This is a genomic window from Pseudoxanthomonas sp. PXM01, from assembly GCF_014851815.1.
Classification (GTDB): Bacteria; Pseudomonadota; Gammaproteobacteria; order Xanthomonadales; family Xanthomonadaceae; genus Pseudoxanthomonas_A.
The window spans coordinates 79,468-101,320 of record NZ_JACVAJ010000002.1 but is presented as its reverse complement, the minus strand read 5'-3'; the positions used below and the strand labels follow the sequence as shown (position 1 = coordinate 101,320).

At 68.6% G+C, this 21,853-nt stretch carries 25 protein-coding genes, 2 tRNA genes and 1 other RNA gene; 18 read left to right on the top strand and 10 right to left on the bottom strand.

Annotation, left to right across the window (positions count from 1 at the left end):
* Positions 1-28: 28 nt before the first annotated feature.
* Positions 29-1,213 (bottom strand): lytic transglycosylase domain-containing protein, encoded by a 1,185-nt coding sequence (locus IB230_RS09720; protein WP_192271657.1) that lies wholly within the window; start codon positions 1,211-1,213, stop codon positions 29-31.
* Positions 1,210-1,989: a hydroxyacylglutathione hydrolase gene (gene gloB / locus IB230_RS09715; RefSeq protein ID WP_192271648.1), complete on the bottom strand. Its 780-nt coding sequence runs from the start codon at positions 1,987-1,989 to the stop codon at positions 1,210-1,212. The genes IB230_RS09720 and gloB overlap by 4 nt, the downstream gene beginning before the upstream one ends.
* Positions 1,990-2,050: 61 nt before the next feature.
* On the opposite strand from gloB, the gene IB230_RS09710 reads away from it, so the two are divergent.
* From IB230_RS09710 to dnaQ, 4 genes are read left to right on the top strand one after another with little or no spacing between them, the layout of a single operon-like run.
* Complete coding sequence (locus IB230_RS09710; protein ID WP_192271646.1) at positions 2,051-2,713, top strand: methyltransferase domain-containing protein; 663 nt, start codon at positions 2,051-2,053, stop codon at positions 2,711-2,713.
* A gap of 19 nt (positions 2,714-2,732) precedes the next feature.
* Positions 2,733-3,182, top strand: coding sequence for a ribonuclease HI (rnhA, locus tag IB230_RS09705; RefSeq protein ID WP_192271643.1), 450 nt, complete (start codon positions 2,733-2,735; stop codon positions 3,180-3,182).
* A gap of 44 nt (positions 3,183-3,226) precedes the next feature.
* Entirely contained in the window at positions 3,227-3,739 is a 513-nt protein-coding gene (locus tag IB230_RS09700) for a GNAT family N-acetyltransferase (protein ID WP_225589549.1), read from the top strand.
* Positions 3,739-4,467 (top strand): DNA polymerase III subunit epsilon, encoded by a 729-nt coding sequence (dnaQ, locus tag IB230_RS09695; RefSeq protein ID WP_192271641.1) that lies wholly within the window; start codon positions 3,739-3,741, stop codon positions 4,465-4,467. The genes IB230_RS09700 and dnaQ overlap by 1 nt, the downstream gene beginning before the upstream one ends.
* 16 nt (positions 4,468-4,483) lie before the next feature.
* Here the strand turns inward: dnaQ and IB230_RS09690 are convergent, their stop codons facing one another.
* Positions 4,484-5,188: a PP2C family serine/threonine-protein phosphatase gene (locus IB230_RS09690; RefSeq protein ID WP_192271639.1), complete on the bottom strand. Its 705-nt coding sequence runs from the start codon at positions 5,186-5,188 to the stop codon at positions 4,484-4,486.
* A 217-nt stretch (positions 5,189-5,405) separates the two neighbouring features.
* On the opposite strand from IB230_RS09690, the gene IB230_RS09685 reads away from it, so the two are divergent.
* Both IB230_RS09685 and IB230_RS09680 read left to right on the top strand, forming a co-directional pair.
* Positions 5,406-5,496: transfer RNA gene (locus IB230_RS09685), tRNA-Ser, on the top strand.
* A gap of 106 nt (positions 5,497-5,602) precedes the next feature.
* A complete protein-coding gene (locus IB230_RS09680) occupies positions 5,603-6,010 on the top strand; it encodes a DUF6165 family protein (RefSeq protein WP_192271637.1) in 408 nt (135 codons plus the stop codon).
* A 10-nt stretch (positions 6,011-6,020) separates the two neighbouring features.
* Here the strand turns inward: IB230_RS09680 and IB230_RS09675 are convergent, their stop codons facing one another.
* Entirely contained in the window at positions 6,021-7,064 is a 1,044-nt protein-coding gene (locus IB230_RS09675; protein ID WP_192271635.1) for a glycosyltransferase family 9 protein, read from the bottom strand.
* Positions 7,065-7,083: 19 nt separating this feature from the next.
* On the opposite strand from IB230_RS09675, the gene IB230_RS09670 reads away from it, so the two are divergent.
* The 7 genes from IB230_RS09670 to IB230_RS09640 are packed head-to-tail and all read left to right on the top strand — an operon-like array spanning position 7,084 to position 11,780.
* Entirely contained in the window at positions 7,084-7,833 is a 750-nt protein-coding gene (locus IB230_RS09670; RefSeq protein ID WP_192271633.1) for a 3-deoxy-D-manno-octulosonic acid kinase, read from the top strand.
* A gap of 1 nt (position 7,834) precedes the next feature.
* Entirely contained in the window at positions 7,835-8,587 is a 753-nt protein-coding gene (locus IB230_RS09665) for an MBL fold metallo-hydrolase (RefSeq protein WP_192271631.1), read from the top strand.
* Positions 8,584-9,597 (top strand): GTP 3',8-cyclase MoaA, encoded by a 1,014-nt coding sequence (gene moaA / locus IB230_RS09660; protein WP_192271629.1) that lies wholly within the window; start codon positions 8,584-8,586, stop codon positions 9,595-9,597. Before IB230_RS09665 ends, moaA begins: the two co-directional genes overlap by 4 nt.
* Positions 9,598-9,614: 17 nt before the next feature.
* Entirely contained in the window at positions 9,615-10,097 is a 483-nt protein-coding gene (gene moaC / locus IB230_RS09655) for a cyclic pyranopterin monophosphate synthase MoaC (protein ID WP_192271627.1), read from the top strand.
* On the top strand, positions 10,094-10,339 hold the full coding sequence (locus IB230_RS09650) for a MoaD/ThiS family protein (protein ID WP_192273884.1): 246 nt from the start codon (positions 10,094-10,096) through the stop codon (positions 10,337-10,339). Before moaC ends, IB230_RS09650 begins: the two co-directional genes overlap by 4 nt.
* Before the next feature lie 2 nt (positions 10,340-10,341).
* Positions 10,342-10,770 (top strand): molybdenum cofactor biosynthesis protein MoaE, encoded by a 429-nt coding sequence (locus IB230_RS09645; protein WP_192271625.1) that lies wholly within the window; start codon positions 10,342-10,344, stop codon positions 10,768-10,770.
* A complete protein-coding gene (locus tag IB230_RS09640; RefSeq protein ID WP_192271623.1) occupies positions 10,767-11,780 on the top strand; it encodes a YncE family protein in 1,014 nt (337 codons plus the stop codon). Before IB230_RS09645 ends, IB230_RS09640 begins: the two co-directional genes overlap by 4 nt.
* Positions 11,781-12,035: 255 nt before the next feature.
* Here IB230_RS09640 and ffs read toward each other — a convergent pair.
* Positions 12,036-12,132: signal recognition particle sRNA small type (gene ffs / locus IB230_RS09635), an RNA gene on the bottom strand.
* 42 nt (positions 12,133-12,174) lie between these two features.
* A tRNA-Ser gene (locus IB230_RS09630) sits at positions 12,175-12,267 on the bottom strand.
* 131 nt (positions 12,268-12,398) lie between these two features.
* On the opposite strand from IB230_RS09630, the gene dnaX reads away from it, so the two are divergent.
* From dnaX to IB230_RS09610, 4 genes are read left to right on the top strand one after another with little or no spacing between them, the layout of a single operon-like run.
* Entirely contained in the window at positions 12,399-14,162 is a 1,764-nt protein-coding gene (dnaX, locus tag IB230_RS09625; RefSeq protein ID WP_192271621.1) for a DNA polymerase III subunit gamma/tau, read from the top strand.
* A gap of 7 nt (positions 14,163-14,169) precedes the next feature.
* Positions 14,170-14,490 carry a YbaB/EbfC family nucleoid-associated protein gene (locus IB230_RS09620; RefSeq protein WP_062358613.1) on the top strand — a complete coding sequence of 107 codons (321 nt, stop codon included), beginning with the start codon at positions 14,170-14,172 and terminating at the stop codon, positions 14,488-14,490.
* A 52-nt stretch (positions 14,491-14,542) separates the two neighbouring features.
* Complete coding sequence (gene recR, locus IB230_RS09615; protein ID WP_192271619.1) at positions 14,543-15,139, top strand: recombination mediator RecR; 597 nt, start codon at positions 14,543-14,545, stop codon at positions 15,137-15,139.
* Positions 15,140-15,167: 28 nt separating this feature from the next.
* The gene (locus IB230_RS09610) at positions 15,168-15,521 is read left to right on the top strand and encodes a histidine triad nucleotide-binding protein (RefSeq protein ID WP_192271617.1); all 354 of its coding nucleotides are present in this window, start codon (positions 15,168-15,170) and stop codon (positions 15,519-15,521) included.
* A gap of 61 nt (positions 15,522-15,582) precedes the next feature.
* On the opposite strand, the gene IB230_RS09605 is transcribed toward IB230_RS09610, so the two are convergent.
* From IB230_RS09605 to IB230_RS09590, 4 genes are read right to left on the bottom strand one after another with little or no spacing between them, the layout of a single operon-like run.
* Positions 15,583-16,095 (bottom strand): Slp family lipoprotein, encoded by a 513-nt coding sequence (locus IB230_RS09605; RefSeq protein ID WP_192271616.1) that lies wholly within the window; start codon positions 16,093-16,095, stop codon positions 15,583-15,585.
* A 17-nt stretch (positions 16,096-16,112) separates the two neighbouring features.
* Positions 16,113-18,065, bottom strand: a complete 1,953-nt coding sequence (locus IB230_RS09600) for a DUF3488 and transglutaminase-like domain-containing protein (protein WP_192271614.1) — start codon at positions 18,063-18,065, stop codon at positions 16,113-16,115.
* Complete coding sequence (locus tag IB230_RS09595; protein ID WP_192271612.1) at positions 18,052-19,005, bottom strand: DUF58 domain-containing protein; 954 nt, start codon at positions 19,003-19,005, stop codon at positions 18,052-18,054. Before IB230_RS09595 ends, IB230_RS09600 begins: the two co-directional genes overlap by 14 nt.
* A 2-nt stretch (positions 19,006-19,007) precedes the next feature.
* Entirely contained in the window at positions 19,008-19,961 is a 954-nt protein-coding gene (locus IB230_RS09590; RefSeq protein WP_225589478.1) for an AAA family ATPase, read from the bottom strand.
* A 44-nt stretch (positions 19,962-20,005) separates the two neighbouring features.
* On the opposite strand from IB230_RS09590, the gene IB230_RS09585 reads away from it, so the two are divergent.
* Positions 20,006-21,847, top strand: coding sequence for a glycosyltransferase family 39 protein (locus IB230_RS09585; RefSeq protein ID WP_192271610.1), 1,842 nt, complete (start codon positions 20,006-20,008; stop codon positions 21,845-21,847).
* Positions 21,848-21,853 lie beyond the last annotated feature (6 nt).

Sequence of the window (21,853 nt, the reverse complement as noted above, 5' to 3'; positions counted from 1 at the left end):
GCGGGATTCTTCTTTTTGCGCGTCCTGGTCAGTCAGCGTCGCCGTCCAGCTTCAGCACCATGCCCGGCCGCAACACGGCGTCCGCCGCCAGTCCATTGATCTGCAGCAGGCGCGCCGTCGTGATGCCGTGGCGACGCGCGATGGTCCAGGCAGAGTCGCCGCTCTTGACCGTATGCGTACGGCCTGCGGAGCGCGTGCCGGCCCGCGCATCGGATTCCGTGGTCGGCGGTACCGCCGATGCTTCCGCTGGCGCTGCGGCGTCGGTGACCCCCGCATTGGTCGGTGCCAGCAGTTGCATCGGTTTGCCTGCCCGGCTGAAGCGACCGGCCAGCGCGGGATTGAGGCGCTTGAGCAGCGCGGCGGGCTGTTGCTGCGCCCTGGCCCAGGCGTCGAGGGTGGCGTCGCCGGGCAGGACATGCGCCGCCAGGCGCGGGACAGGACGGTCCATCTGTCGGAGCCAGGCGTCGCGGTCGTCCGCCTGCTGGAAGATGCACGCGAGGGCGTGCAGTTTCTCCACGTAGGCGTAGGTGATGCCCGACAGGCCCGGCAATTCGGCCGGGCGGGCATTGCGCGCGTTCATGCCGGCGCGGCGCATCGATTGCAGCACCCGGTACTCGCCGGCGTTGTAGGCCATCACCGCCAGCCGCCAGTCGCCACCGAACATGCCGTGCAGCGTCTTCAGATAGCGGACGGCCGCCTGGGTCGAATCCACCGGCGACAACCGGCCGTCATACCCCTCGCGCATCGGTACGCCGTGGTTGCGCGCGGTGATGCCGATGAACTGCCACAACCCGGCCGGCCCCTGCGGATTGCGGGCACCCGGCTTGTAGCCGCTTTCGACGAACGGAATCAGGGCGAATTCGGTGGGCAGGTGCGCCTCGCGCAAGGCGTCGACCACGTAGCCGAACAGTGGCAGGACGTCGTCCTCGGCGCGGGCCAGCTGACCCGGCGCGTGGCTGAAATGCTTCTTCCAGCGGCCGTTGGTCGCCTCGCTGTCGCACTCCGGATCGGCGAGCCCATCGCGGAAGCGCTGGTAGATCTCCAGCCCGCTGCGCTGATGACTGGCGGGAAGGCTGGCCGGTTCGATCGCTGGCTGGGCGGGGACAGCCTGCGTCCCCGCCTGCGCAGGCGGATCGGCGGCGACCGCTGCATGCGTCGCAACGGCAAGCCCGGCAGCCAGCAGGGCCCGGTGAAGGCGCGTGCGCTGTTTCATGCGCGGAAGTCGTTTTTCCACTGCCGCAGCGTGGCGAACGTCTCCACCCGGTCGACGGGATTTCGGCCCAGGCGATGGGACACCGCAGCGCGGACCGCCTCGGTATCCACCCGCAGGAAAGGGTTGCTCGCGATCTCGCTGGCGAGCGTGACCGGCAGGCTGGGGCGGCCGGCCTGGCGCATGCCGCGGGCTTCCTCGATGCGATGGCGCAAGGCCGGGTTATAGGGGTCTACGGCGCTGGCAAACGCGGCATTGGCCAGCGTGTATTCGTGACCGCAGCAGACCAGCGAGGCGTCGGGCAGCGCCACGAGACGGTCGAGCGATGCGAGCATCTGCGCCGGCGTACCTTCGAACAGGCGGCCGCAGCCCAGGCTGAAGAGGGTGTCTCCGCAGAACAGGTGCGGTTGTCCGTCCGTGCCGCCGCCGTGGAACGCGATGTGCGAGCGTGTGTGGCCCGGCACGGCCAGCACGGACAGTCGCCAGTTCTTTACCGCAACAGTATCGCGGTCCCCGACGCGCTCGGTTGCATCGGGGATGCGGTCGTCCTCGGGCGCGAACACCGGCAGGGTGGGCCAGCGCGCCCGAAGGGCCGCGATGCCGCCGGCATGGTCGGGGTGGTGGTGGGTGACCAGGACCGCTGCCGGCCACAGGCCGTTGCCGGTGGCGGCCAGCACGGGGGCCGCGTCGCCCGGATCGATCACCAGCGCATCGCCCTCGTCGTCGACCAGCGCCCAGATGTAGTTGTCCTCGAAGGCAGGCAGAGCGAGCAGACGCATCGGGTAACAGGCTCCGGGCAGGGAACGGACGCCCGGGGGCGGCGTCCTCTACAATCCGAACATGCCTGCGTTCGCGTTTACCCGTCAACCCGATGCCCTGGCGTGGTTCGGGACGGGCCATGGCGGACCGCTGCTCGCGTCGGAATATGCCCGGGTCAGCCAGGCCCTCACCAGTCGGACCCCACAGCCCTGGTTGTGGGTGTCTCCGGCGGGAGCGGACCCCGCCCACGCCGCGCATGCCCCGGCCACTCGCGGCGTCCGGCTGCACGCGACGGCGGGTTCGCATCGTCTGGGGGGACACATCGAGTGCGGTCTGCCGCTGCCGCTGCCGACCGAAGCCATGGGAGTGATCGTGCTCCAGCACGTGCTGGATGCCGGCGATCCGCAACCCTTGCTGCAGGAGTGCTCCCGTGTGCTCGAGCCTGGTGGCCGCCTGTGGCTGTTCGTGCTGAATCCCTGGAGCCCCTACCGCCTGCGCTGGCGCGGGGCAGGGCTGGTACCGCGCGCACTGGACCAGTGGCGCCTGCAACTGGCGGCCGCCGGCCTGGTCGTCTCGGAGCACGTCCTGCATTACGGGCCGGTCTGGAAGGGCATCGCGGATGCGCCCGGCCACGGACCGGCGCCTTTCCGTGCCGCACGCCTGCTGGGCGCCGAGAAGCGCGTCGCCGGCCTCATTCCCCCCGCGCCGGTGGCGCGCGCGTGGCGCACCGCGCCCGCGGCCTGACTTTCGATCACGAGGACACATGAAGCACGTCAGCATCCATACCGATGGCTCCTGCCTAGGCAATCCCGGCCCCGGCGGCTGGGCGGCGCTCCTGCGCTACGGTGAAAAGGAGCGCGAGGTCGTCGGTGGCGAAGCGCAGACCACCAACAACCGCATGGAGCTGATGGCGGCCATCGCGGCGCTGGAAGTGCTGACCGAAGGCTGTGAGATCACCCTCCATATCGACTCGCAGTACGTCCGGCAGGGCATTACCGAGTGGATGCCGGGCTGGGTGCGACGCGGCTGGAAAACCGCCGGCGGCGACCCGGTGAAGAATCGGGACCTGTGGGAGCGGCTGCACACCGCGACCGGGCGCCACCGGATCGACTGGAAGTGGGTCAAAGGCCACAACGGCGATCCGGACAACGAGCGTGTCGACGTGCTGGCGCGCAACGCGGCCGTGCGTTTCCGCAACGGAGCGGTGACGTGACGGTGGCGATAGCGCCTGGCCAGCTCATCGCCGAGACGTCCCGCCTGCGGCTGCACGCGATGGCCGATCGCGATGATGCCGATGTGGCGCTGATGCTCTCGCTGCTGAACGATCCCGCCTTCATACGTAACATCGCCGACCGCGGCGTCCGCACGCTGGAGCAGGCGCGCGGCTACCTGCGCGACGGCGCACTGCGCAGTTACGCGCAACATGGCTTCGGGATGTATGCGATCCGGCGCAAGGATACCGGTGCGCTGATCGGCAACTGCGGGCTGGTCCGCCGTGACGGGTTGGACGGCCCCGACCTGGGGTACGCATTGTTGCCAGCGCATGCGGGGCAGGGCTTCGCACTCGAGGCGGCGCGGGCGGTGATCGCCGATGCCGGCAGCCGGCTCTGCATCGACCGCCTGCACGCCATCGTCAATCCCGATAACGTCGCCTCGATTGGCCTGTTGCAGAAACTGGGATTCGAATTCGACAGAATGATCGTTCTCCCCGCGATCGAACATGCGGTGGACCTGTTCCACCTGCATCTCCCCAAGGAAGCCGCTGCCTGATGCGCCAGATCATCCTCGACACCGAAACCACCGGGCTGGAGTGGAAGAAGGGCAACCGCGTCGTCGAAATCGGCTGCGTGGAGCTGCTGGAGCGCCGTCCGACCGGCCGGACCTACCACCAGTACATCAATCCGCAGCGCGAATTCGAGCAGGGTGCGGCGGAAGTGACCGGTCTCAGCCTGGAGTTCCTGTCCGACAAGCCGCTGTTCGCGGCGATCGCCGACGAGTTCCTGGCTTTCATCGACGGCGCCGAACTGGTGATCCACAACGCCGCTTTCGACGTGGGTTTCCTCGACTACGAACTGTCGCGACTCGGGGAGCAGTACGGCCGGCTGGCCGACCGGGTCACGGTCGAGGATTCGCTGCTGCTGGCGCGACAGCGCTTCCCCGGTCAGCGCAATTCGCTGGATGCGCTGTGCAAGCGATTGGGCGTGGACAACACCCACCGCCAGCTGCACGGCGCGCTGCTCGATGCCCAGTTGCTATGCGACGTCTACCTCAACCTGACCGCCGGCCAGCGTGAAATCGGCTTCGGTGGCGCGGAGGAAGCCGCGCCGGGCGCGTCGGCGGCGGTGGTCCATCACTTCGACCCCGCTGTCGCGGGCGCCCGCCCGCGGGTCACGGCGTCGGCGGACGAACTGGCGGCGCACGAAGCCCGCCTGGCGACCCTGCGGAAAAAAGCGGGTGGCCGCTGCCTGTGGGACCCGCCAGTGCTCGAGGCCGGCTGACCGGCCCTCCTGCGACTCAGTGACAGCGCACCAGGATGGCGGTGACGTTGTCCGAACCGCCCCCATCCAGCGCCGCCGCGATCAGCGTGTCCACGCATTCCTGCGCACTGCAGTCGTCGTGCTTCAGCGTGGCGGCGATGCTGGGATCGTCCACTTCTTCGGTCAGGCCGTCGCTGCAAAGCAACAGCTGCATGCCGGGACGGAGCTCGCCGGTCATGGTTTCGACGTTGAGGTGGTTGGGATCGGTGACGCCCAGCGCCTGGGTGACGACATTGCGGTGCGGGTGGGTGCGTGCCTGCTCGGTGGTCAATGCGCCCTGGGCGATCAGTTCCTGCACATAGCTGTGGTCCTGGCTCAGCTGGGCCAGGTTGCCCTCGCGCCACAGGTAGGCGCGGCTGTCGCCGACCCAGGCGACCTCGAAGCGGTTGCCCTGGATACGGGCGGCCACGACCGTGGTGCCCATGGGCAGGGTGTCGTTGCGGCGACGGGAGGTGCGGATGATTTCCTCGTCGGCGATGCGGATCGCCTGGGCGAGCGGCGTGCCGTCGCGGATCTCGCGCACGATGGTTTCGCGCGCCAGGGCGCTCGCCACTTCGCCGCAGGCGTGCCCGCCCATGCCATCGGCCACCAGCCACAGGCCCAGCTCGCTGTCGCCGTAGTAGGTGTCCTCGTTCAGCTCGCGCCTGAGGCCGACGTGGGAGATGTGGCCGAATTCGATCATGGTGCCCTGTCTGTGCGGACGGCGTTTTCCTATCCGCTCATACGCAATGATCCGGTCGGACAGGACATCGGACAAGGTAGATGGTCCCGATGGAGCCAATCGGGGTTCATCGACGTGGAGGGCAGGTGATGCGGTGAACGGCCTGCGGGCGCGCCGCGCTTGTCCGGATGCGGTCCGCCACGTATCATGCACGCCCCCGGGGAAGCCCGGGGCCACCGGAGAGGTGGCAGAGTGGTTGAATGTACCTGACTCGAAATCAGGCATACGTTAATAGCGTATCGAGGGTTCGAATCCCTCCCTCTCCGCCAGTTTCAGGCAAGCCCCCGCAAGGGGGCTTCTGCTTTTCTGGGCCGCCTTCCTCGGGGATGCCCGCTGCGGCGGCGCTAGAATGGCCTTCTTTCGCCGGAGCCCCCCATGTCCGAGATCCTCGTGCCCGTGTCCTTCGGTGAGCTGCTGGACAAGATCGCCATCCTGCAGATCAAGTCCGAGCGCATGAGCGACCCCGCCAAGCTGGCGCACGTGCGGGACGAGCTCACCGCGCTGGAAAAAACCTGGATGGCCCATCCGGTGGCGGGCAACGACATCGTTGAGCTGCGTGCCCAGCTGAAGGCGGTCAACGAGCGGCTGTGGGTGATCGAGGACGACGTGCGCCTGAAGGAGAAGGCGCAGGCGTTCGACGACGATTTCGTCCGCCTGGCCCGCAGCGTCTACTTCGAGAACGACGAACGCGCCCGCATCAAGAAGGCGATCAACCTCGCGCTGGGCTCCGCCTACGTGGAAGAGAAGTCGTACCAGGACTACCGGGTCGCCGGCACGCCCTGACGAGCCGCGCTCAGTCCGCGACGTCGTCGCGGAAGCGCTCGAAGGCGGCGATGCCGTCGTCCACGGTGACCAGTTCCATCACGCCGTCGTGCTCGATCTTGGTGCCCCACTTCAGCTCCGCGGCCGGCCGGCCCTTGTAGCGGCGCGCGGCGTCGTCGTAGCGGTCCACGCAGTAGCGCACCGTGGAATAGGGGCCGCTGCGGCGTGGATTGCTGGCCGCATGCAGGCCCAGCACCGCGGTGCCCATGGCATTGGCGATGTGCATGGGACCGGAATCGGGCGTCATCACCAGGTCGGCACGCGCCAAGAGGGCGGGCAATTGCTTCAGCGTGTCCTTGCCGACCAGGTCCAGCACCGGTGCGTGCATGGCGGCGATGATGGCGTCCGCGGTCTGGCGCTCCAGTTCGCTGCGCCCGCCACACAGCACCACGCGCCACCCCTGCGCTGCCGCATGGTCGGCGACGGCGGCATAGCGGTCGGCGAACCAGTTACGGCGCACATGGCTGGAGCAGGGCGAAATCACCAGCGTCCGCGTCGCGTCGGCAGGCCATTGCGCGGCGGCCCACGCGTGCGCGTCGGCGGGCACCGGCAGGTCCCATACGATCTCGGTCTGCTTCAGTCCCAGCGGTTCGCAGAAGCTGCCCATCGCGTCCAGCACATGGATGCCCGGACGGTCGGGGATGCGTTCGTTGATAACCAGCCCGTGCAGGTCCTTCGAACGGCTGCGGTCGTAGCCGATCCGGCGCCGCGCGGGGATGAAGGCCGACAGCAGGTTCGCGCGCAGGGCCACCTGCATCTGCAGCAGCGCGTCGAAGCGGTCCGGCAGATCCCGGCGCAACGCACGCATGCCGGCCAGCCCCGTCTTCTTGTCGTAGGTGTGGAAGGTCACGCCCTGCAGTCCTTCGAGCAGTTTGAAACCGCCCTTGTCGATCACCCAGTGCAGGTGCAGCTGAGGCCAGTGCCGCTGCAGCGTGCGCACGAGCGGCACGACATGGGTCACGTCGCCGAGGGCGGACAGGCGCAGCAGGCAGAGTGAGTGGGGAATCGTGGACAAGTGTTGTTAGACTCGCTGAATGGTCGGATTTGACGCCTCGGAATCCCTGACGCCGTTCCGCGAAGGCAGCGGATACGGTGCGATTCTGTTCGACCGCAAACACCTCCGGCAAGCGGATCCGGACTGGTTCGTGCCGGAGAAGTGGGGCGAACGCGCCCGGCCGGTCGACAGCGGCGGCCGCGGCAGCGCCTGGTTCATCGACGCGCCGTCCAGCCAGTGCGTGTTGCGCCACTACCGGCGCGGCGGACTGGCGGCGCGCTTCAGCCAGGACCGCTACCTGTGGCACGGTCCGGACCGGACCCGCAGCTTCGCCGAATTCCGCCTGACGCGCGCGCTGCTGGCGCGCGGGCTGCCGGTACCGCGTCCGGTGGCGGCCAGCTACGTGCGCGACGGCATGTTCTATCGCGCTTCGATCCTGGTGGAGCGGCTGATGGACGTGCGTACCCTCGCCGACATCTCCGGTCACGCCGAAGGACATGCGCCGTGGGAGAGCACCGGCCGGCTGGTGGCGCGCTTCCACCGGGCTGGCCTGGACCACGCGGACCTCAATGCACAGAACATCCTCTTCGACGCCAGCGGACACGGCTGGCTGATCGACTTCGACCGCGGCCGCCTGCGCATTCCCGCCACGGCCTGGCGCGAACAGAACCTGGCGCGGCTGCGGCGCTCCCTGATCAAGCTGCGCGGCACGCGCAGCGAGGATGCGGTAGGGCATGACTTCGCCCAGCTCCGCCGCGCCTACGACCACGCCTGGTCGCGAGGCTACTGAGATGGGTTGGACGCTGCGTTTCCTGGGCGTGGGCAATGCCGGCGCGGTCGAGCTGGGCTCGGCGATGGCGACGCTGGAGCGTGACGGCGCGCCATGGCTGACGATCGACTGCGGCGGGGAGGGGCTGACCGCCTACCAGGCCCGTTACGACGGCATGCCGAATGCGGTCTTCATCACCCACGTGCATCTGGACCACGTCGCCGGCATGGAGCGCCTGTTCGTGGCGAGCTACTTCGACGAGGCGCGGCGCGGCAAGGTCCGCCTGTACGTGCCAGCGCCGCTGGTGCCGTTCCTGCACCAGCGCATCGCCAGCTATCCGAACGTGTTGGCCGAGGGCGGCGCGAACTTCTGGGATGCCTTCCAGCTGATCCCGGTGGGCGATGCGTTCTGGCACGACGGGCAGCGGCTGGAGGTCTTCCCGGTACGCCACCACTGGCCGGACACGGCGTTCGGCCTGCGCCTGCGCGGCAGTGCGGTGTGGACCGGCGATACGCGACCGATTCCCGAGATGCTCGCGCGCCACGCCGATGCCGGCGAGGTGATCGCGCACGATTGCGCGCTGCACGGCAATCCCTCGCACAGCGGCATCGATGACCTGGAACGCGAGTATCCGGCGGCCCTGTTGGCCCGTTGCGTGCTCTACCACTACGCCAGCGTGGCGGATGCCGAGGCCCTGCGCGCACGCGGCCATCGCGTCGCGACCGCGGGCGAGGGACTTCCGCTGGCTGAGCCGTTGCCGACTGCGCTGCCGTGAGCCCGCTTCCGCTGCCGCATGACCTGCTGGGGCGTCCGCTGCACGACCTGCGCCTGTCGGTCATCGATGCCTGCAATTTCCGCTGCGGTTATTGCATGCCTGCAGATCGTGTCCCGGAGGACTACGGTACCGACGCGTCCCAGCGGCTGTCCTTCGATGAAATCGAAACGCTGGTGCGTGCGTTCGTCCATCTAGGCACGCGCAAGCTGCGCCTGACCGGTGGCGAGCCGTTGCTGCGCAAGCGACTGCCGGCGCTGGTCGGCAGGCTGGCAGCCATCCCGGGCCTGGACGACATCGCCCTGACCACCAATGGCATGTTGTTGGCGCAGCAGGCGCGGGCATTGCATGACGCAGGCCTGCGTCGCGTCACCGTGAGCCTGGATGCGCTGGATCCGCAGGTGTTCGCCGAGATGTCGGGACGGCGTGGCCAGGTGGGTGATGTGCTGGCAGGCATCGATGCTGCTGTGACCGCCGGCTTTTCGCGGCTGAAGATCAATGCCGTCGTGCAGCGGGGCGTCAACGAAGACCAGGTGCTGCCGCTGGTCGAACGCTTCCGCGGCACCGGTCATGTCGTGCGCTTCATCGAATTCATGGACGTGGGCGACAGCAACGACTGGCGGCTGGACCGGATGGTCCCGTCGTCGGCATTGCGCGACCGCATCGCCGCGCGCTGGCCGCTGCATCCGTTGCAGGCGGACTACCGGGGCGAAGTCGCCGAGCGCTACGGCTTCGACGATGGCGGTGGCGAGATCGGCTTCGTCAGTTCGGTCAGCACGCCGTTCTGCGGCGACTGCCACCGGGCACGCGTCTCGGCCGATGGCCGCCTGTTCACCTGCCTGTTCGCCTCGGATGGCGTCGCCCTGCGCGATGTCATCGCGCAGGGCGAGGAAGCCCTGGCCGGGCATGTCGCCCGGGCGTGGCGCGCACGCGGCGATCGCTACAGCGAACTGCGCGGCACCCCGGATGTACGGGACCGCCGGCGTGTCGAGATGTATCTTATCGGCGGTTGAATCCCCCCAGGATCCGCATGCCCCGCAACACCCTGACCCATCTGGATGCCGACGGCCGACCGGCCATGGTCGACATATCCGGCAAGACGGCGACGCCGCGCGAAGCGCTGGCTACCTGCCGCGTGCGCTTCCCGGCAGAGGTCGCGCGCCAGCTGAAACGGAATGGATTGCGCAGCGCGAAGGGCGGCATCGTGGACACCGCCATCATCGCGGGCACGATGGCGGTCAAGCGTACGCACGAGCTGATCCCGTTCTGCCACCCGTTGCCGATCGACGGCTGCCGCCTGAACGTCGAATGGGATGGCGATACGGCGTTGCGCATCGACTGCCAGGTGCGCACCACGCACCGCACGGGCGTGGAAATGGAGGCGCTGACCGGCGCCACCGTCGCCGCACTCACGGTCTACGACATGTGCAAGGCGCTGTCGCATGCCATCGTGCTGGGGCCGGCCAAACTGGTCGGCAAGCGAGGCGGCAAGCGCGACGTGGGGCAGGTCTGATGGCGGACGTCACGCTGCTGTACTTCGCCAGCCTGCGCGAGCGCGCAGGTGTCGACAGCGAAACGGTGTCCACGGCGGCGGCGGACCTGGCGGGCGTCTACGACGAGGCGCAGGCGCGACATGGATTCTCCTGGCCGCGCGGACATCTTCGGGTGGCGATGGATGGCGAGTTCGCGCGCTGGGACGATGTGCCGAAAGCAGGCAGCGAGATCGCCTTCATCCCCCCCGTGAGCGGAGGCTGAGCATGGCCGGCTTCCTGTTGTCCGACCTGCCGCTGGACATTGCGTCGCTGCGCGCGCAGGTGCTCGATCGGCGCGCCGGTGGCTACGCCAGTTTCGAGGGCTGGGTCCGCGACCACCATGCGGGACGCGCGGTGGACGGTCTCGATTACGAGGCGTACGCGACACTGGCCGAACGCGAGGGCGAACGCGTCATCGCCGAAGCCAAGGCGCGCTTCGACGTGATCGAAGCCTGCTGCGCGCATCGCGTGGGGACGCTGGCCATCGGCGACCTGGCGGTCTGGGTCGGCGTGAGTGCGGCGCACCGTGGCGCGGCGTTCGACGCGTGCCGTTACATCATCGATGAAACGAAACGCCGCGTGCCGATCTGGAAGCGCGAACACTATCGCGAAGGCGACGCGGACTGGCTGCATCCGATGGCGGAGGAAGCATGATCACGTGGCGGGCGGCGTTGTTCGCGGCAATGGTGACGGCCCTGCCGTTGTCATCGGTCGAAGCGGCGGAGCTGCTGGTCGGCAACAAGTCCGCGGATACGGTGTGGCGCCTGTCGTTGCGCGATGGTCGCCGGGTCGGCGAATTCCGTACCGGCGAGGCGCCGCACGAAATCGCCGTTGCGCCGGATGGCCGCTCGGCGGTAGTGACGAACTACGGCGGGGCCAAGACCGGCAGCACACTGTCGGTGCTGGACCTGGTCGGTGGCCGACCGACGCGTTCCATCGACCTCGGTCAGCATGGTGCGCCGCATGGCCTGCGCTTCCTGCCCGACGGCCAGCGCGTGCTGGTGACGACGGAAGCCTCCGCGAGCCTGCTGCTCGTGAATGTAGCGTCCGGTGAGATCGAACGCGTGATCGACGTGGGTGGCGGCACTGGCCACATGGTCGCCGTGTCGGCGGATGGCAAGGTCGCCTGGCTCACCAAGATCCAGGCCGGCACGCTGAGCCGTATCGACCTGCAGACCGGCATGAAGACGGTGGAGCGGCCGGCAGGCAAGGGCGCCGAAGGCGTGGCGGTGCGCCCGGATGGGGCCGAAGTCTGGGTCACGAACCGCGAGGACGGTACGGTCACCGTGCACGATCCGCGCACGTTGGCGATCAAGCGCCGCATGAGCAGCAAGGGGTTCCCGATCCGCGTGGTGTTTTCGGCGGACGGCACGCTTGCCTTCGTGACCAATGCACGTGCCGCGACGCTGGCGGTGTTCAACGCACGCACCAAGGTGCCGGTGGCGACCGTGCCGCTATCGCGTGACGACGTGGAGTACCAGCAGACGATGCTGGGCAATGCCGCGCTGCCGATCGGCGTGGTGGTCGCGGCCGACCGACCGCGCGCCTATGTGGCCATCAGTGGCGGCGACCGTATCGCCGTGATCGACACGCAGCACTGGCAGGTCATCGACTACTGGGTCACCGGTCGGGAGCCGGACGCGCTCGGTATCGTCGCCGAATGACGGTTCCGAGAAGGCGGTAGCCCGCCGCGCCCCGCGATAGTGCCGTGGTGCGGCAACGATGCCGTCGCAACGGCAAGGGAGAGCGAATCGCTTGTGTTTTGAATGCCTGAAAAGGCGGTAGCCCCGCCGGCTGACCTCGGCGCCCGCGTCGATCGATACCGTTGCTGCCGCGCCCCGCGATGCCCCCGTCGCAATGGCGATGATGCCGTCGCAACGGCAGGGGGTAGTGAATAGCCTGTGCCTGAAAAGGCGGTAGCCCCGCCGGCTGACCTCGGCGCCCGCGTCGATCGATACCGTTGCTGCCTTCCGGCCCTGGCGGGATTTTCGACCTAGCGTCGCGAGGGGCCGACGGGGCCACCATAGACGAGGGCCGCGCTGCGCGCGGCCCGTAAACTGGCGGAGAGAGGGGGATTCGAACCCCCGAAGCGCGGTTTAGACGCTTACACACTTTCCAGGCGTGCTCCTTCAACCACTCGGACACCTCTCCGGGACCTGAACGCGACCGGGGCCGCTTTCAGGGGCGTGAATTCTAGCCTTCGCAGGGGTGCCGCCACAAGCGAGGCCGTGCATAGGCCGTGGGGCGGAGGGAGGACGGGCGGAGCGTGGCACAATGTCGGCATGTCCTACCTCGTCCTCGCCCGCAAGTGGCGTCCCAAGCGTTTCGCCGAGCTGGTGGGCCAGGAACACGTGGTCCGCGCGCTGACCAACGCGCTGGACAGCGGCCGCGTCCATCATGCCTTCCTCTTCACCGGCACGCGCGGCGTGGGCAAGACCACGATCGCCCGCATCTTCGCCAAGTCGCTGAACTGCGAGAAGGGCACCAGCGCCGACCCTTGCGGCCAGTGCCCGGCCTGCCTCGACATCGATGCCGGCCGCTACATCGACCTGCTGGAGATCGACGCCGCGTCGAACACCGGCGTGGACGACGTGCGCGAGGTGATCGAGAACGCGCAGTACATGCCGTCGCGCGGCAAGTTCAAGGTCTATCTGATCGACGAAGTGCACATGCTGTCGAAAGCCGCGTTCAACGCGCTGCTGAAGACGCTGGAAGAACCGCCGGAACACGTGAAGTTCCTGCTCGCGACCACCGATCCGCAGAAGCTGCCGGTCACCGTGCTGTCGCGCTGCCTGCAGTTCAATCTCAAGCGCCTGGACGAGGAGCAGATCCGCGGCCAGATGACGAAGATCCTGGGCGCGGAAGCGATCGAAGCCGACGCGCCCGCCATCGCCCAGCTCGCACGCGCGGCCGACGGTTCGCTGCGCGATGGCCTGTCGCTGCTCGACCAGGCCATCGCCTACGCCGGCGGCGCGCTGCGCGACGAGGGCGTGCGTACCATGCTGGGCACGGTGGATCGCACCCAGGTCAACGCCATGCTCGGCGCGCTGGCGCAGGGCGATGGCGACGAACTGTTGCAGGTGGTCGCACGGCTGGCGGAGTTCTCGCCCGACTGGGCCGGTGTGCTGGATGCCGTGGCGGAAGCGCTGCATCGCATCCAGGTGCGACAGCTGGTGCCGTCGGCGAGCGTGGAGGCGGAGGGCGTCGATGTGGAGGCCTTTGCCGGCCAGCTGCGGCCCGAAGTCGTCCAGCTCTGGTACCAGATGGCGATCAACGGCCGTCGCGACCTGCACCTGGCGCCGAGCGGTCGCGCGGGATTCGAGATGAGCGTGCTGCGCATGCTGGCGTTCCGGCCGGCACAGGCTGGCGAGATGCGGGGCGAAGCACGTGGGTCATCGGTAGTGGCATCCCCGGTCGCGACGCCTGCCGCATCCGCCAGTCCGGCCGTGCCGCAGATGCAGGCGGCTTCCGCACCGCAAACGGTGATGCCACCCCAGCAGATGGCCCGAGAGGAATTGCCTGCACCCTCGCGTCCCGTGGCGCCGGCGGTCGATGATGTGCCGCCGTGGCGCCCGGCAGAAGCGGCACCTGTCGCTGCCGTGGCCCCCGTCGCCGCTGCAACACCCGTCGCGTCGACGATGCCTGTCGACATCGGCATCACCGACGCGGAGACCTGGCTGCACTTCGCCGGTAGCTGCGGGCTCAAGGGCGTCGGCAAGCAACTGGTCGACAACGTCGCCTTCGCCGGTTACGCGAACGGAACGTTGACGCTGGCGCTGGACAGCGGTTTCGACTACCTGCGCTCGGAGCGCACGCTGGGCGAGCTTGGCGAGGCCATTGCCAGCCGCTACGGCGTGGCGCCGCGGCTGGCTTTCGCCGCAGCCGCGCCCACTGGCGAAACGTTGAAGGAGCGCAGCCACCGGCAGCGCGACGAACGCCAGAACGTCGCCGAAGAAACCTTCATGAACCATCCGGACGTGCGGCAGCTGATGCAGCAACATGGCGCCAGGCTTGTGCCGGACTCCATCCGACCTTACGAAGAGTGATCACGACATGCGTGGAAACATCGCCCAACTGATGCAGCAGGCGCAGAAGATGCAGGAGAACCTGCAGCGCGCCCAGGAAGAACTCGCCAAGCTCGAAGTCACCGGCAACGCCGGCGGCGGCATGGTCAGCGTGACGCTGACCGGCGCCAAGGAATGCCGCAAGGTCCGCATCGATCCTTCGCTGCTGTCGGATGCGGAAATGCTGGAAGACCTGATTGCCGCCGCGTTCAACGATGCCTCCAACAAGGTGGACGCGGAATCGAAGTCGCGGATGGGTGCCGCCACGGCCGGGATGCCGCTGCCGCCCGGCATGAAGATGCCGTTCTGAGCGCATTCCGGATCGGGTGACGGCGGTCCATCCGCCTTCGTCCTGAGACGACATGTCCAGTCCGCTGCTCGAACAGCTCATCGAAGCGTTGCGCGTGCTGCCCGGCGTCGGGCAGAAGACCGCGCAGCGCATGGCCTACCACCTGCTCGACCGCGAGCGGGAGGGCGGCAGGCGTCTGTCCGGCGTGATGGCCGAGGCGTTGGATCACATCGGCCACTGCGAGCAGTGTCGTGATTTCACCGAAGGGGCGATCTGCACGCTGTGCGCGAGCGCCAGCCGAGACCGGCACCAGCTGTGCATCGTGGAGTCGCCCTCGGACCGTCTCGCGATCGAGCAGGCCACCGGTTACCGCGGCGTCTATTTCGTCCTGCACGGCCGGTTGTCGCCGCTGGATGGCATCGGGCCGCGTGAGCTCGGACTGGATGCCTTGTCGGCGCGTCTCGCCCAGGGCGAAGTCACCGAACTGATCATCGCCACCAACCCGACCGTCGAAGGTGAGGCCACCGCGCATTACCTGGCGCAGCTGGCGCGGCAGCAGGGCGTGCGCCCCAGCCGCCTGGCGCACGGCGTACCGCTGGGTGGCGAGCTGGAATACGTGGACCGCGGCACGCTGGCGCATGCCTTCGGCGGCCGCAGCGAAATGACCTGACCGTACGAGCACGAGGACGCGCGCCGCCATGACCGACACCATTTTCGCCAGGATCATCCGCCGCGAGATTCCGGCCACCATCGTCTACGAGGACGACGACGTCCTCGGTTTCAAGGACATCGCCCCGCAGGCGCCCTTACATGTGCTCTTCATTCCCAAGAACGAGGCGATCCCCACGCTGGACGACGTGCGCCCGGAGCAGGCGCACCTGATCGGCAAGCTGGCACTGGCGGCGGCGCACTACGCGCGCGACGAAGGATTCGCGCAAGACGGCTACCGCATCGTCATGAACTGCCGGGAGGACGGTGGGCAGACCGTGTTCCACATCCATCTGCATCTTCTCGCTGGCGCCTCGCTCGGACGCTTCGGCACGCCGGGTTGAGTGTCGTCCGGGCAAAAAAAAGCCGCTCATCGAGCGGCTTTTTTCTTTCATGGCGATGGATTCACCACCAGCCCCAACGACCCCAGCGCGGCCCCCAGAAGGGGTCGTAGTACGGGTAGGGGCGGACGACTTCGACTTCACGCACTTCCGGCCAAAGGTAGACCACGTCGGCGGCGACACGCGGCAACTGGTAGTCGTAGTCGCCAATGCGGGTGCTTTCATAGCCCTCAATCTTGCCGACGAACGTCACCTCGCGACCCTCGGCGAACACGGCCGGATCATAGAAGCCGGCCCGGCAGGCGACGAAGCGGCCGTCGGTGGCGTCGGGTGCGTACGACAACGGTCGGCCGGTACCGGCGAGGGGCCGCGAGACGAGCTGGAAGCAGGTCGAGTTCTGGCCGGGCGTGGTGCTGATGATGCGGCCACCCCAGCGGACGGGGGCACCCACCTGCGGTGCGCCGATCGAATCGCGCGGATTGACCTGGGTAAAGGCGCCCTGCAGTGGCTTGGGTGCCGTGGCGCAGGCGGAAAGCAGCGCGGCGGTTGCGACGACGACGGCGAAGCGAAGGTTCATGGCCAGTCTCCAGCGGGTTATGGGCGGTGCCGGCGCAGGTCTTCGATCAGTGCGCGGTGGTCTCCCTCACCCGGAGCGTAGCGCGCATCGGCGAAACGGTGGCTGAGCGAAAGCAGTGCCTGGGCGGCCCGCGGTCGTCCGGCAGCGGCACGGCGTGCCCAGTCGGCGGGGCTTTCATGCGGCAACCGGCCAAGCCCGAGCCGTGCATACCGCGCGCCGAGCCGGTGCCAAGCGCGCAGCAACGGGTCGCGCTGGCGCTCACCCCGCGCGAGCAGCCAGGCCATCCACGCCAGCGCGGCGATGGCGAAGATGCCGAACAGCGCCGTCAACGCGCCGCCCCCCAGATGTTTCGCACCGAAGCGCTCCAGCAGGCGTGCCTGACGCCGCGCATCGAAGCCCAGCACGAGGTCGTTCCAGCCACGACGCAGCCAGTCCCCGACCTGGCCCAGGTTGTCGACACCGATCAGGTTGGCGACGGCGCCTACGGCACCCGCCGCGCCGAGACGATCCTCGATCGTGTCGTAGATGCGTTCCGGCGCCACCGCCGCCGTCGGGTCCACGCGTACCCAGCCTCGTTGCGGCATCCATACCTCCGCCCAGGCGTGCGCATCCAGATTGCGGACGATCCAGTACTTGCCGAGCGGGTTGTATTGCCCGCCGGCATAACCGGTGACCACGCGGGCGGGAACGCCCGAAGAGCGCATCAGGAAGACGAAGGACGAACTGAAGTGCTCGCAGAATCCCTGCTGCTGGTCGAACAGGAACTCGTCGACGGTGTCGCGCCCCGGGAACGGCGTATCCAGCGTGTAGGCGAAGTCGGAGCGGATCCATTGTAGGGCGCGCGCCACGATGGCGGCATCGTTGTCGCCGGCCTCCCTGCGCCACTGTGCGCCCAGCGCCCGGGTACGCGGGTTGAAGCCAGCGGGCAGCTGCAGGGCTTGCTGTCGGAGGGAGGGCAACAGGTCCGCTTCGAACTGGACGGGCGCCGAAGACTGCAGTCGCCAGCGCGTCAGCGACACGAGGGGTGTCGGGGTCGACATGCTGTAGTCGCGCGCCACCCGCACACCGTCGGGCGTCGACGCAGGCAGATCCAGGGCGACCAGGTCACGACGGTCGCTGGGTTCCACGTCCATCTGGTAGTCCCAGGTTGCCGCGTTGCGGGTGGTGCTGGCGGCTGCCATGCCGGTCAGGCGGTGGCCGCGCGTCCAGGTGCGGCCGTCGAAATCCGACAGCACCGGCCCACGCCAGTACATCTGACTGGTCGGCGGCGTAGCGCCGAAGAACTGCACGCGCAGTGCCGGCGCTTCGTCGGCGATCAGGTCGAGATAGCTGCCAGGCGACATGTCGTCGCTGAGGCCGGGCTTCGACAGCGCCCGCTCCGGCACACCCCACAAGGGCGACGGGAAGCGCGGGAACAGCCAGAAGGCCGCCAGTACCAGCGGGATACCGAGGGCGACCAGTTTGCCGATCTCCCGCACCTGCTGCAGCGGTCTCGTCGAGCCCGCCAGGGAAGTGGCCTCGGCATCGGCCAAGCGGTGCAGTGCGACCAGTGCACACAGCACGCCGGCAAGGCCGAGCGCCATGCTCAGCGGCCCCTGTTCGAGCAGGAACGCGGCGAACGGCGCGAACAATGCGAAACCGAGCAGGCTGCGGTTGTCGCGCAGGGTGCGGGTCTCGGTCGGCTTGATCGCCAGCATCCCGGCGAGCAGGGCGCAGCCGGTGTCGCGACCGAACTGCATGCCGGTGACGGACATCACCGCCGCGACCAGCGCCAGGGCGAGCAGGCCACGCAGCAGCCCCGGCAGCGGACGCCGCCAGGACGCCCATGCCAGCAGCACGCCGGTGATGCCTATGCCGGTTGCGAGCATCGGCGGCAGCTGGATCAGCAGGGCCAGCAGGCACACCGCGGCCGCCGTCAATGTCCATCGGCGACTGAGGCTGTCGAGCGTGGGGACGTCAGGGCGTGGCATGCGGGAGCAGGGCGAGGGCGCGGAGGCACTGGTGGCGGTGCGCCGGGCCATTGGCCGGCCCCAATGCGGGTTGATCCGGCAACCGCAGGCGGTAACGAAGACCCTCGCGCTCGGCAGATTCGATCCAGTGCGCCAGCCGCTGGATGCGGTGCTCATGGGAAAGCGTCGTCAACGTCGCCCAGTCCAGGTCGACATCGCGCCCGAGCGGTTGTTCGTAATCGCGCACCAGCAACTGGCTGCGGCGTGCGGAGGGTTTCCATGCGATGGCACGGCGCGCATCGCCTGCGCGGTAGTTGCGCAACTGGTGGACGTCTTCGCCCGCAGGATCGAGTCGCGCCTTTGTGCCTCCGTTCTCCGCCAGCGGAAGTGGTGGTCCCTGGACTTCCGCCGCGGGATAGACGAGCAGCGGCGAGTCGGGCCATATCCAGGACCAGGCGCGCGCGATGCCAAGCGGCTGGGTGGTGGACACGCGCACGCGGTCGAGGTCGTACCAGCCGCGCTGGTGCGTCGGCAACGGCAACTCGACCACGACGCCTTCGCCGGCCGGTAGCAGGGAGAAGGCGTGCGTTCCACCTGCATCGAGCCTCAGGCCATGGCGTACGCGCGCATCGCGCGAGGCCAGCGCGACATGCAGGAGCAACGGTGATCCCACCGGGACAGGATCGGCGGACATCGCCTCGACACGCAGGCCCGCCAGCTGCAGGTGCGCGAAGATCAGGCTGGCCAGCGCGGTCGCGCCCAGCAGCAATGCGAGCAGCAGCGCGGGGTTGTTGTTGTAGTTCAGCGCGCCCAGCAGCATGGTGAACACCAGTGCGGCGAAGAACAGTCCGAACCGCGTGGGAAGGACGTAGATGCGTTTGCGATCGAGCGCGACCGGGAGTGACTCCGGCCGGCGGGGCCGCGCCAGCCGGGCGAAACGGCGCGCCAGGGAAGGCGCCATGTTCAATCCACCGGTACCGCGTGCAGGATGGCCTTGGCGAGCGCACCGGCGGACGCGGCTTCGGCTTCCGGCACCAGGCGGTGCGCGGCGACGGCGGCGAACAGCGCCTGCACGTCGTCCGGCAGCACGTGGTGGCGACCCAGCAGCAACGCGTAGGCACGCGCGGCGCGCAGCAGGGCAATGCCGGCGCGCGGCGACAGGCCGACGCGCACGCCGGGATGCTGTCGGCTGCGCGTCAGCAACGCCTGCACGTAGTCGATCAGCGCATCGCTGGCATGGACGTCGTTCACCGCGCTGCGCAGGGCGAGTACGTCGTCGGACGACAACAGCGGCATGGCCTGCGCGATCATCGTGCGCCGGTCGCTGCCGGCCAGCAGTTCGCGCTCGGACTCCGGGCTTGGATAACCCAGTGCCAGCCGCAACAGAAAGCGATCCAGCTGCGAATCGGGTAGCGGGTAGGTGCCCGACAGGTCGACCGGATTCTGCGTGGCGATCACGAAGAACGGCGCAGGCAGCGCGTGCGTCACGCCGTCCAGCGTGACCTGGTGCTCGGCCATCGCTTCGAGCAGCGCGCTCTGCGTGCGTGGCGGTGCGCGGTTGATCTCGTCCGCGAGCAGGACGTTGGTGAACACAGGGCCGGGGTGGAAGGTGAACGCGCGCGCCTGCGCGTCGTACACCGACACGCCCAGCACGTCCGCAGGCAGCAGGTCCGAGGTGAACTGCACGCGCTGGAAGCCTAGCCCCAGCGTGGCGGCCAGTGCGTGCGCCAGTGTCGTCTTGCCGAGGCCGGGCAGATCCTCGATCAACAGGTGGCCGTCGGAGAGCAGCGCGACGAAGGCGAGCCGCACTTCGTGCGACTTGCCGAGCACCAGGGAATTGACCTGCGCCTGGGCACGCATGAGGGCATCGGCCAGGCCTTCGGATAGCATAGGGCGGTTGCTGGGGATGGCGGACATCGCGCTCTGGGTTTCCGATCGTGGGTAGAGGGCAGTGTAGCGAGATGGACGAAGAACGAAGAGCGCGGCAATGGTTCCTGGCGGTGTGGGCAATCGTGACGATGGTCAAGGTCGTCATCGCCGCCCGCCTGCCGCTGTTCGTCGACGAGGCCTTCTACTGGCAGGAGGGGCGGCATCTTGCCGCTGCCTACTCCGACCTGCCGGGATTGACGGCGTGGTTGACGCGGCTCGGCACCGACATCGGTGGCCACCATGTAGTGGCGGTGCGTGCGCCGTTTCTGCTGATGGCGGCACTCTTGCCATGGCTGGTCGCGCGGAGCGCGGCGCACTGGTTCGGTGTGACGGTAGGCTGGCAGGCGGCGATGCTGACCGTGCTGATGCCGCTGTCGGGCACGCTGGGACTGCTCGCGCTGCCGGATGTGCCGATGGCGCTGGCCACGGTGCTGTGTGCGGACGCCGGTGCGCGCCTGCTGCGCGAGGTCGATGCGATGTCCGCCACCGAACTGGCGATCGGTCTCATGCTGGGGGCGCTCAGCCACTACCGATTCATCGGCGTGATCGGTGTGGGGCTACTCGCATTGCTCTGGCTACCCGCAGGAAGGAAGGTGCTGCGTGACCCGCGCGTGTGGGTTGCGCTGGCGGTGGGCGTACTGGCGTGGGCGCCTTTGCTGGCCTGGAACCTGGAGTACGCTGACGCCGGCCTGCGTTTCCAGTTGCTGGATCGCCACCCCTGGAGCTTCCACGGCGATGGTTTCCGCTTCTTGCTGGTGCAGGCGGCGATGGCGACGCCGCTGCTGTTCTGGGCCATGCTCGTGGTCTGCATGCGGGGCATCCGCAGCGATGGCAACGCCGATACGGCGTGGCGATATTTCGCGCTGCTGGGTGCGGTGTCGACGTTCGGCTTCTTCGCGCTCGGCTTCTTTGCCGACAACGAGCGCGTCAGCTTCCATTGGCCGTTGCCGGGCTATCTCGCGTTGCTCGTGGTGGTGCCGCTGCTGCTGCGGGAGTGGTCGCCGGCGCGCCGGCGCGCGACCTGGAGCATCGCGGCACTCGGTACGGTGCTGATGCTGGGCTATTACGTGGCCGTCTCGCTCCCCGGCCTGAGGACGCAGATCGCAGGCAGCAAGTACTACCCGGAGAACTTCGCTGGCTGGCATGCATTGGCCGAAAGCGTGCAGGCGGTGCGCGCGACCTTGCCGGCGGACACGGTACTGCTTGCGGACAACTTCAAGACCGGCGCCGAGCTGGGCTTCGCCTTGGATGACGCTGACATCCCCGTGCTCGACCACCCGCTGAACCGCAAGCATGGGCGCGCGCCACAGCTCCAGTTGTGGGGCCTGCACCATGACGGCGCGCGTGACGCGCCCACGCTGCTGGTCGTCGGCGCGACCGACGTCAAGTTCAGTGCACTTCTGGCGCGCTACCAGCAGTTGTGCCGGGTCGTCGGTCCGCTGCCGCCGCCGCGCGTGGTCAACATCGACCACGGCGCACGGCGGTTCCTCCTGTTCGCGCTACCCGCGGCGCGCGCGCAGGGTGAATGCATCACGCCGGTAGTCGCCAACATCGACGTGCCCGAAGCGGGTGCCCGCGTGGGCAGGCGCTTCAGCGTCGGCGGCTGGGCGGTGAAGGACGTCGTGGGCGTGGCGAAGGTCGAGGTGCTGCTCGATGGCCGGGTCGTCGCCGTGGCCGGCGACGCGGGCGCCAACGAGTGGTTGCGCGGCTTCCTGAAGGACGCATCGCGCGATCCGCGCATGCCGCGGGTCCAGTTCACGGCCGAGGTCGATGCCGGAGACGTGCCCGCCGGCCGGCATTGGCTGGGCTTGCGGGTGACCGGCGGCGACGGCAGCGTCGAAACCTGGGCCGAACAGCCGGTCGAGGTACGCTGACGCCCC

What these genes read in the sequence shown, in the direction of transcription:
- rnhA (WP_192271643.1), top strand. Translation starts at nt 2,733, where the DNA reads ATGAAGCACGTCAGCATCCATACCGATGGCTCCTGCCTAGGCAATCCC.
- IB230_RS09670 (WP_192271633.1), top strand. Translation starts at nt 7,084, where the DNA reads ATGGTCGGATTTGACGCCTCGGAATCCCTGACGCCGTTCCGCGAAGGC.
- IB230_RS09690 (WP_192271639.1), bottom strand. Translation starts at nt 5,188, where the DNA reads ATGATCGAATTCGGCCACATCTCCCACGTCGGCCTCAGGCGCGAGCTG.
- IB230_RS09600 (WP_192271614.1), bottom strand. Translation starts at nt 18,065, where the DNA reads ATGCCACGCCCTGACGTCCCCACGCTCGACAGCCTCAGTCGCCGATGG.
- moaC (WP_192271627.1), top strand. Translation starts at nt 9,615, where the DNA reads ATGCCCCGCAACACCCTGACCCATCTGGATGCCGACGGCCGACCGGCC.
- IB230_RS09595 (WP_192271612.1), bottom strand. Translation starts at nt 19,005, where the DNA reads ATGGCGCCTTCCCTGGCGCGCCGTTTCGCCCGGCTGGCGCGGCCCCGC.
- IB230_RS09605 (WP_192271616.1), bottom strand. Translation starts at nt 16,095, where the DNA reads ATGAACCTTCGCTTCGCCGTCGTCGTCGCAACCGCCGCGCTGCTTTCC.
- dnaX (WP_192271621.1), top strand. Translation starts at nt 12,399, where the DNA reads ATGTCCTACCTCGTCCTCGCCCGCAAGTGGCGTCCCAAGCGTTTCGCC.
- IB230_RS09610 (WP_192271617.1), top strand. Translation starts at nt 15,168, where the DNA reads ATGACCGACACCATTTTCGCCAGGATCATCCGCCGCGAGATTCCGGCC.
- IB230_RS09720 (WP_192271657.1), bottom strand. Translation starts at nt 1,213, where the DNA reads ATGAAACAGCGCACGCGCCTTCACCGGGCCCTGCTGGCTGCCGGGCTT.
- IB230_RS09640 (WP_192271623.1), top strand. Translation starts at nt 10,767, where the DNA reads ATGATCACGTGGCGGGCGGCGTTGTTCGCGGCAATGGTGACGGCCCTG.
- IB230_RS09590 (WP_225589478.1), bottom strand. Translation starts at nt 19,961, where the DNA reads ATGTCCGCCATCCCCAGCAACCGCCCTATGCTATCCGAAGGCCTGGCC.
- IB230_RS09710 (WP_192271646.1), top strand. Translation starts at nt 2,051, where the DNA reads ATGCCTGCGTTCGCGTTTACCCGTCAACCCGATGCCCTGGCGTGGTTC.
- IB230_RS09585 (WP_192271610.1), top strand. Translation starts at nt 20,006, where the DNA reads ATGGACGAAGAACGAAGAGCGCGGCAATGGTTCCTGGCGGTGTGGGCA.
- IB230_RS09665 (WP_192271631.1), top strand. Translation starts at nt 7,835, where the DNA reads ATGGGTTGGACGCTGCGTTTCCTGGGCGTGGGCAATGCCGGCGCGGTC.
- IB230_RS09645 (WP_192271625.1), top strand. Translation starts at nt 10,342, where the DNA reads ATGGCCGGCTTCCTGTTGTCCGACCTGCCGCTGGACATTGCGTCGCTG.
- gloB (WP_192271648.1), bottom strand. Translation starts at nt 1,989, where the DNA reads ATGCGTCTGCTCGCTCTGCCTGCCTTCGAGGACAACTACATCTGGGCG.
- dnaQ (WP_192271641.1), top strand. Translation starts at nt 3,739, where the DNA reads ATGCGCCAGATCATCCTCGACACCGAAACCACCGGGCTGGAGTGGAAG.
- IB230_RS09620 (WP_062358613.1), top strand. Translation starts at nt 14,170, where the DNA reads ATGCGTGGAAACATCGCCCAACTGATGCAGCAGGCGCAGAAGATGCAG.
- IB230_RS09680 (WP_192271637.1), top strand. Translation starts at nt 5,603, where the DNA reads ATGTCCGAGATCCTCGTGCCCGTGTCCTTCGGTGAGCTGCTGGACAAG.
- recR (WP_192271619.1), top strand. Translation starts at nt 14,543, where the DNA reads ATGTCCAGTCCGCTGCTCGAACAGCTCATCGAAGCGTTGCGCGTGCTG.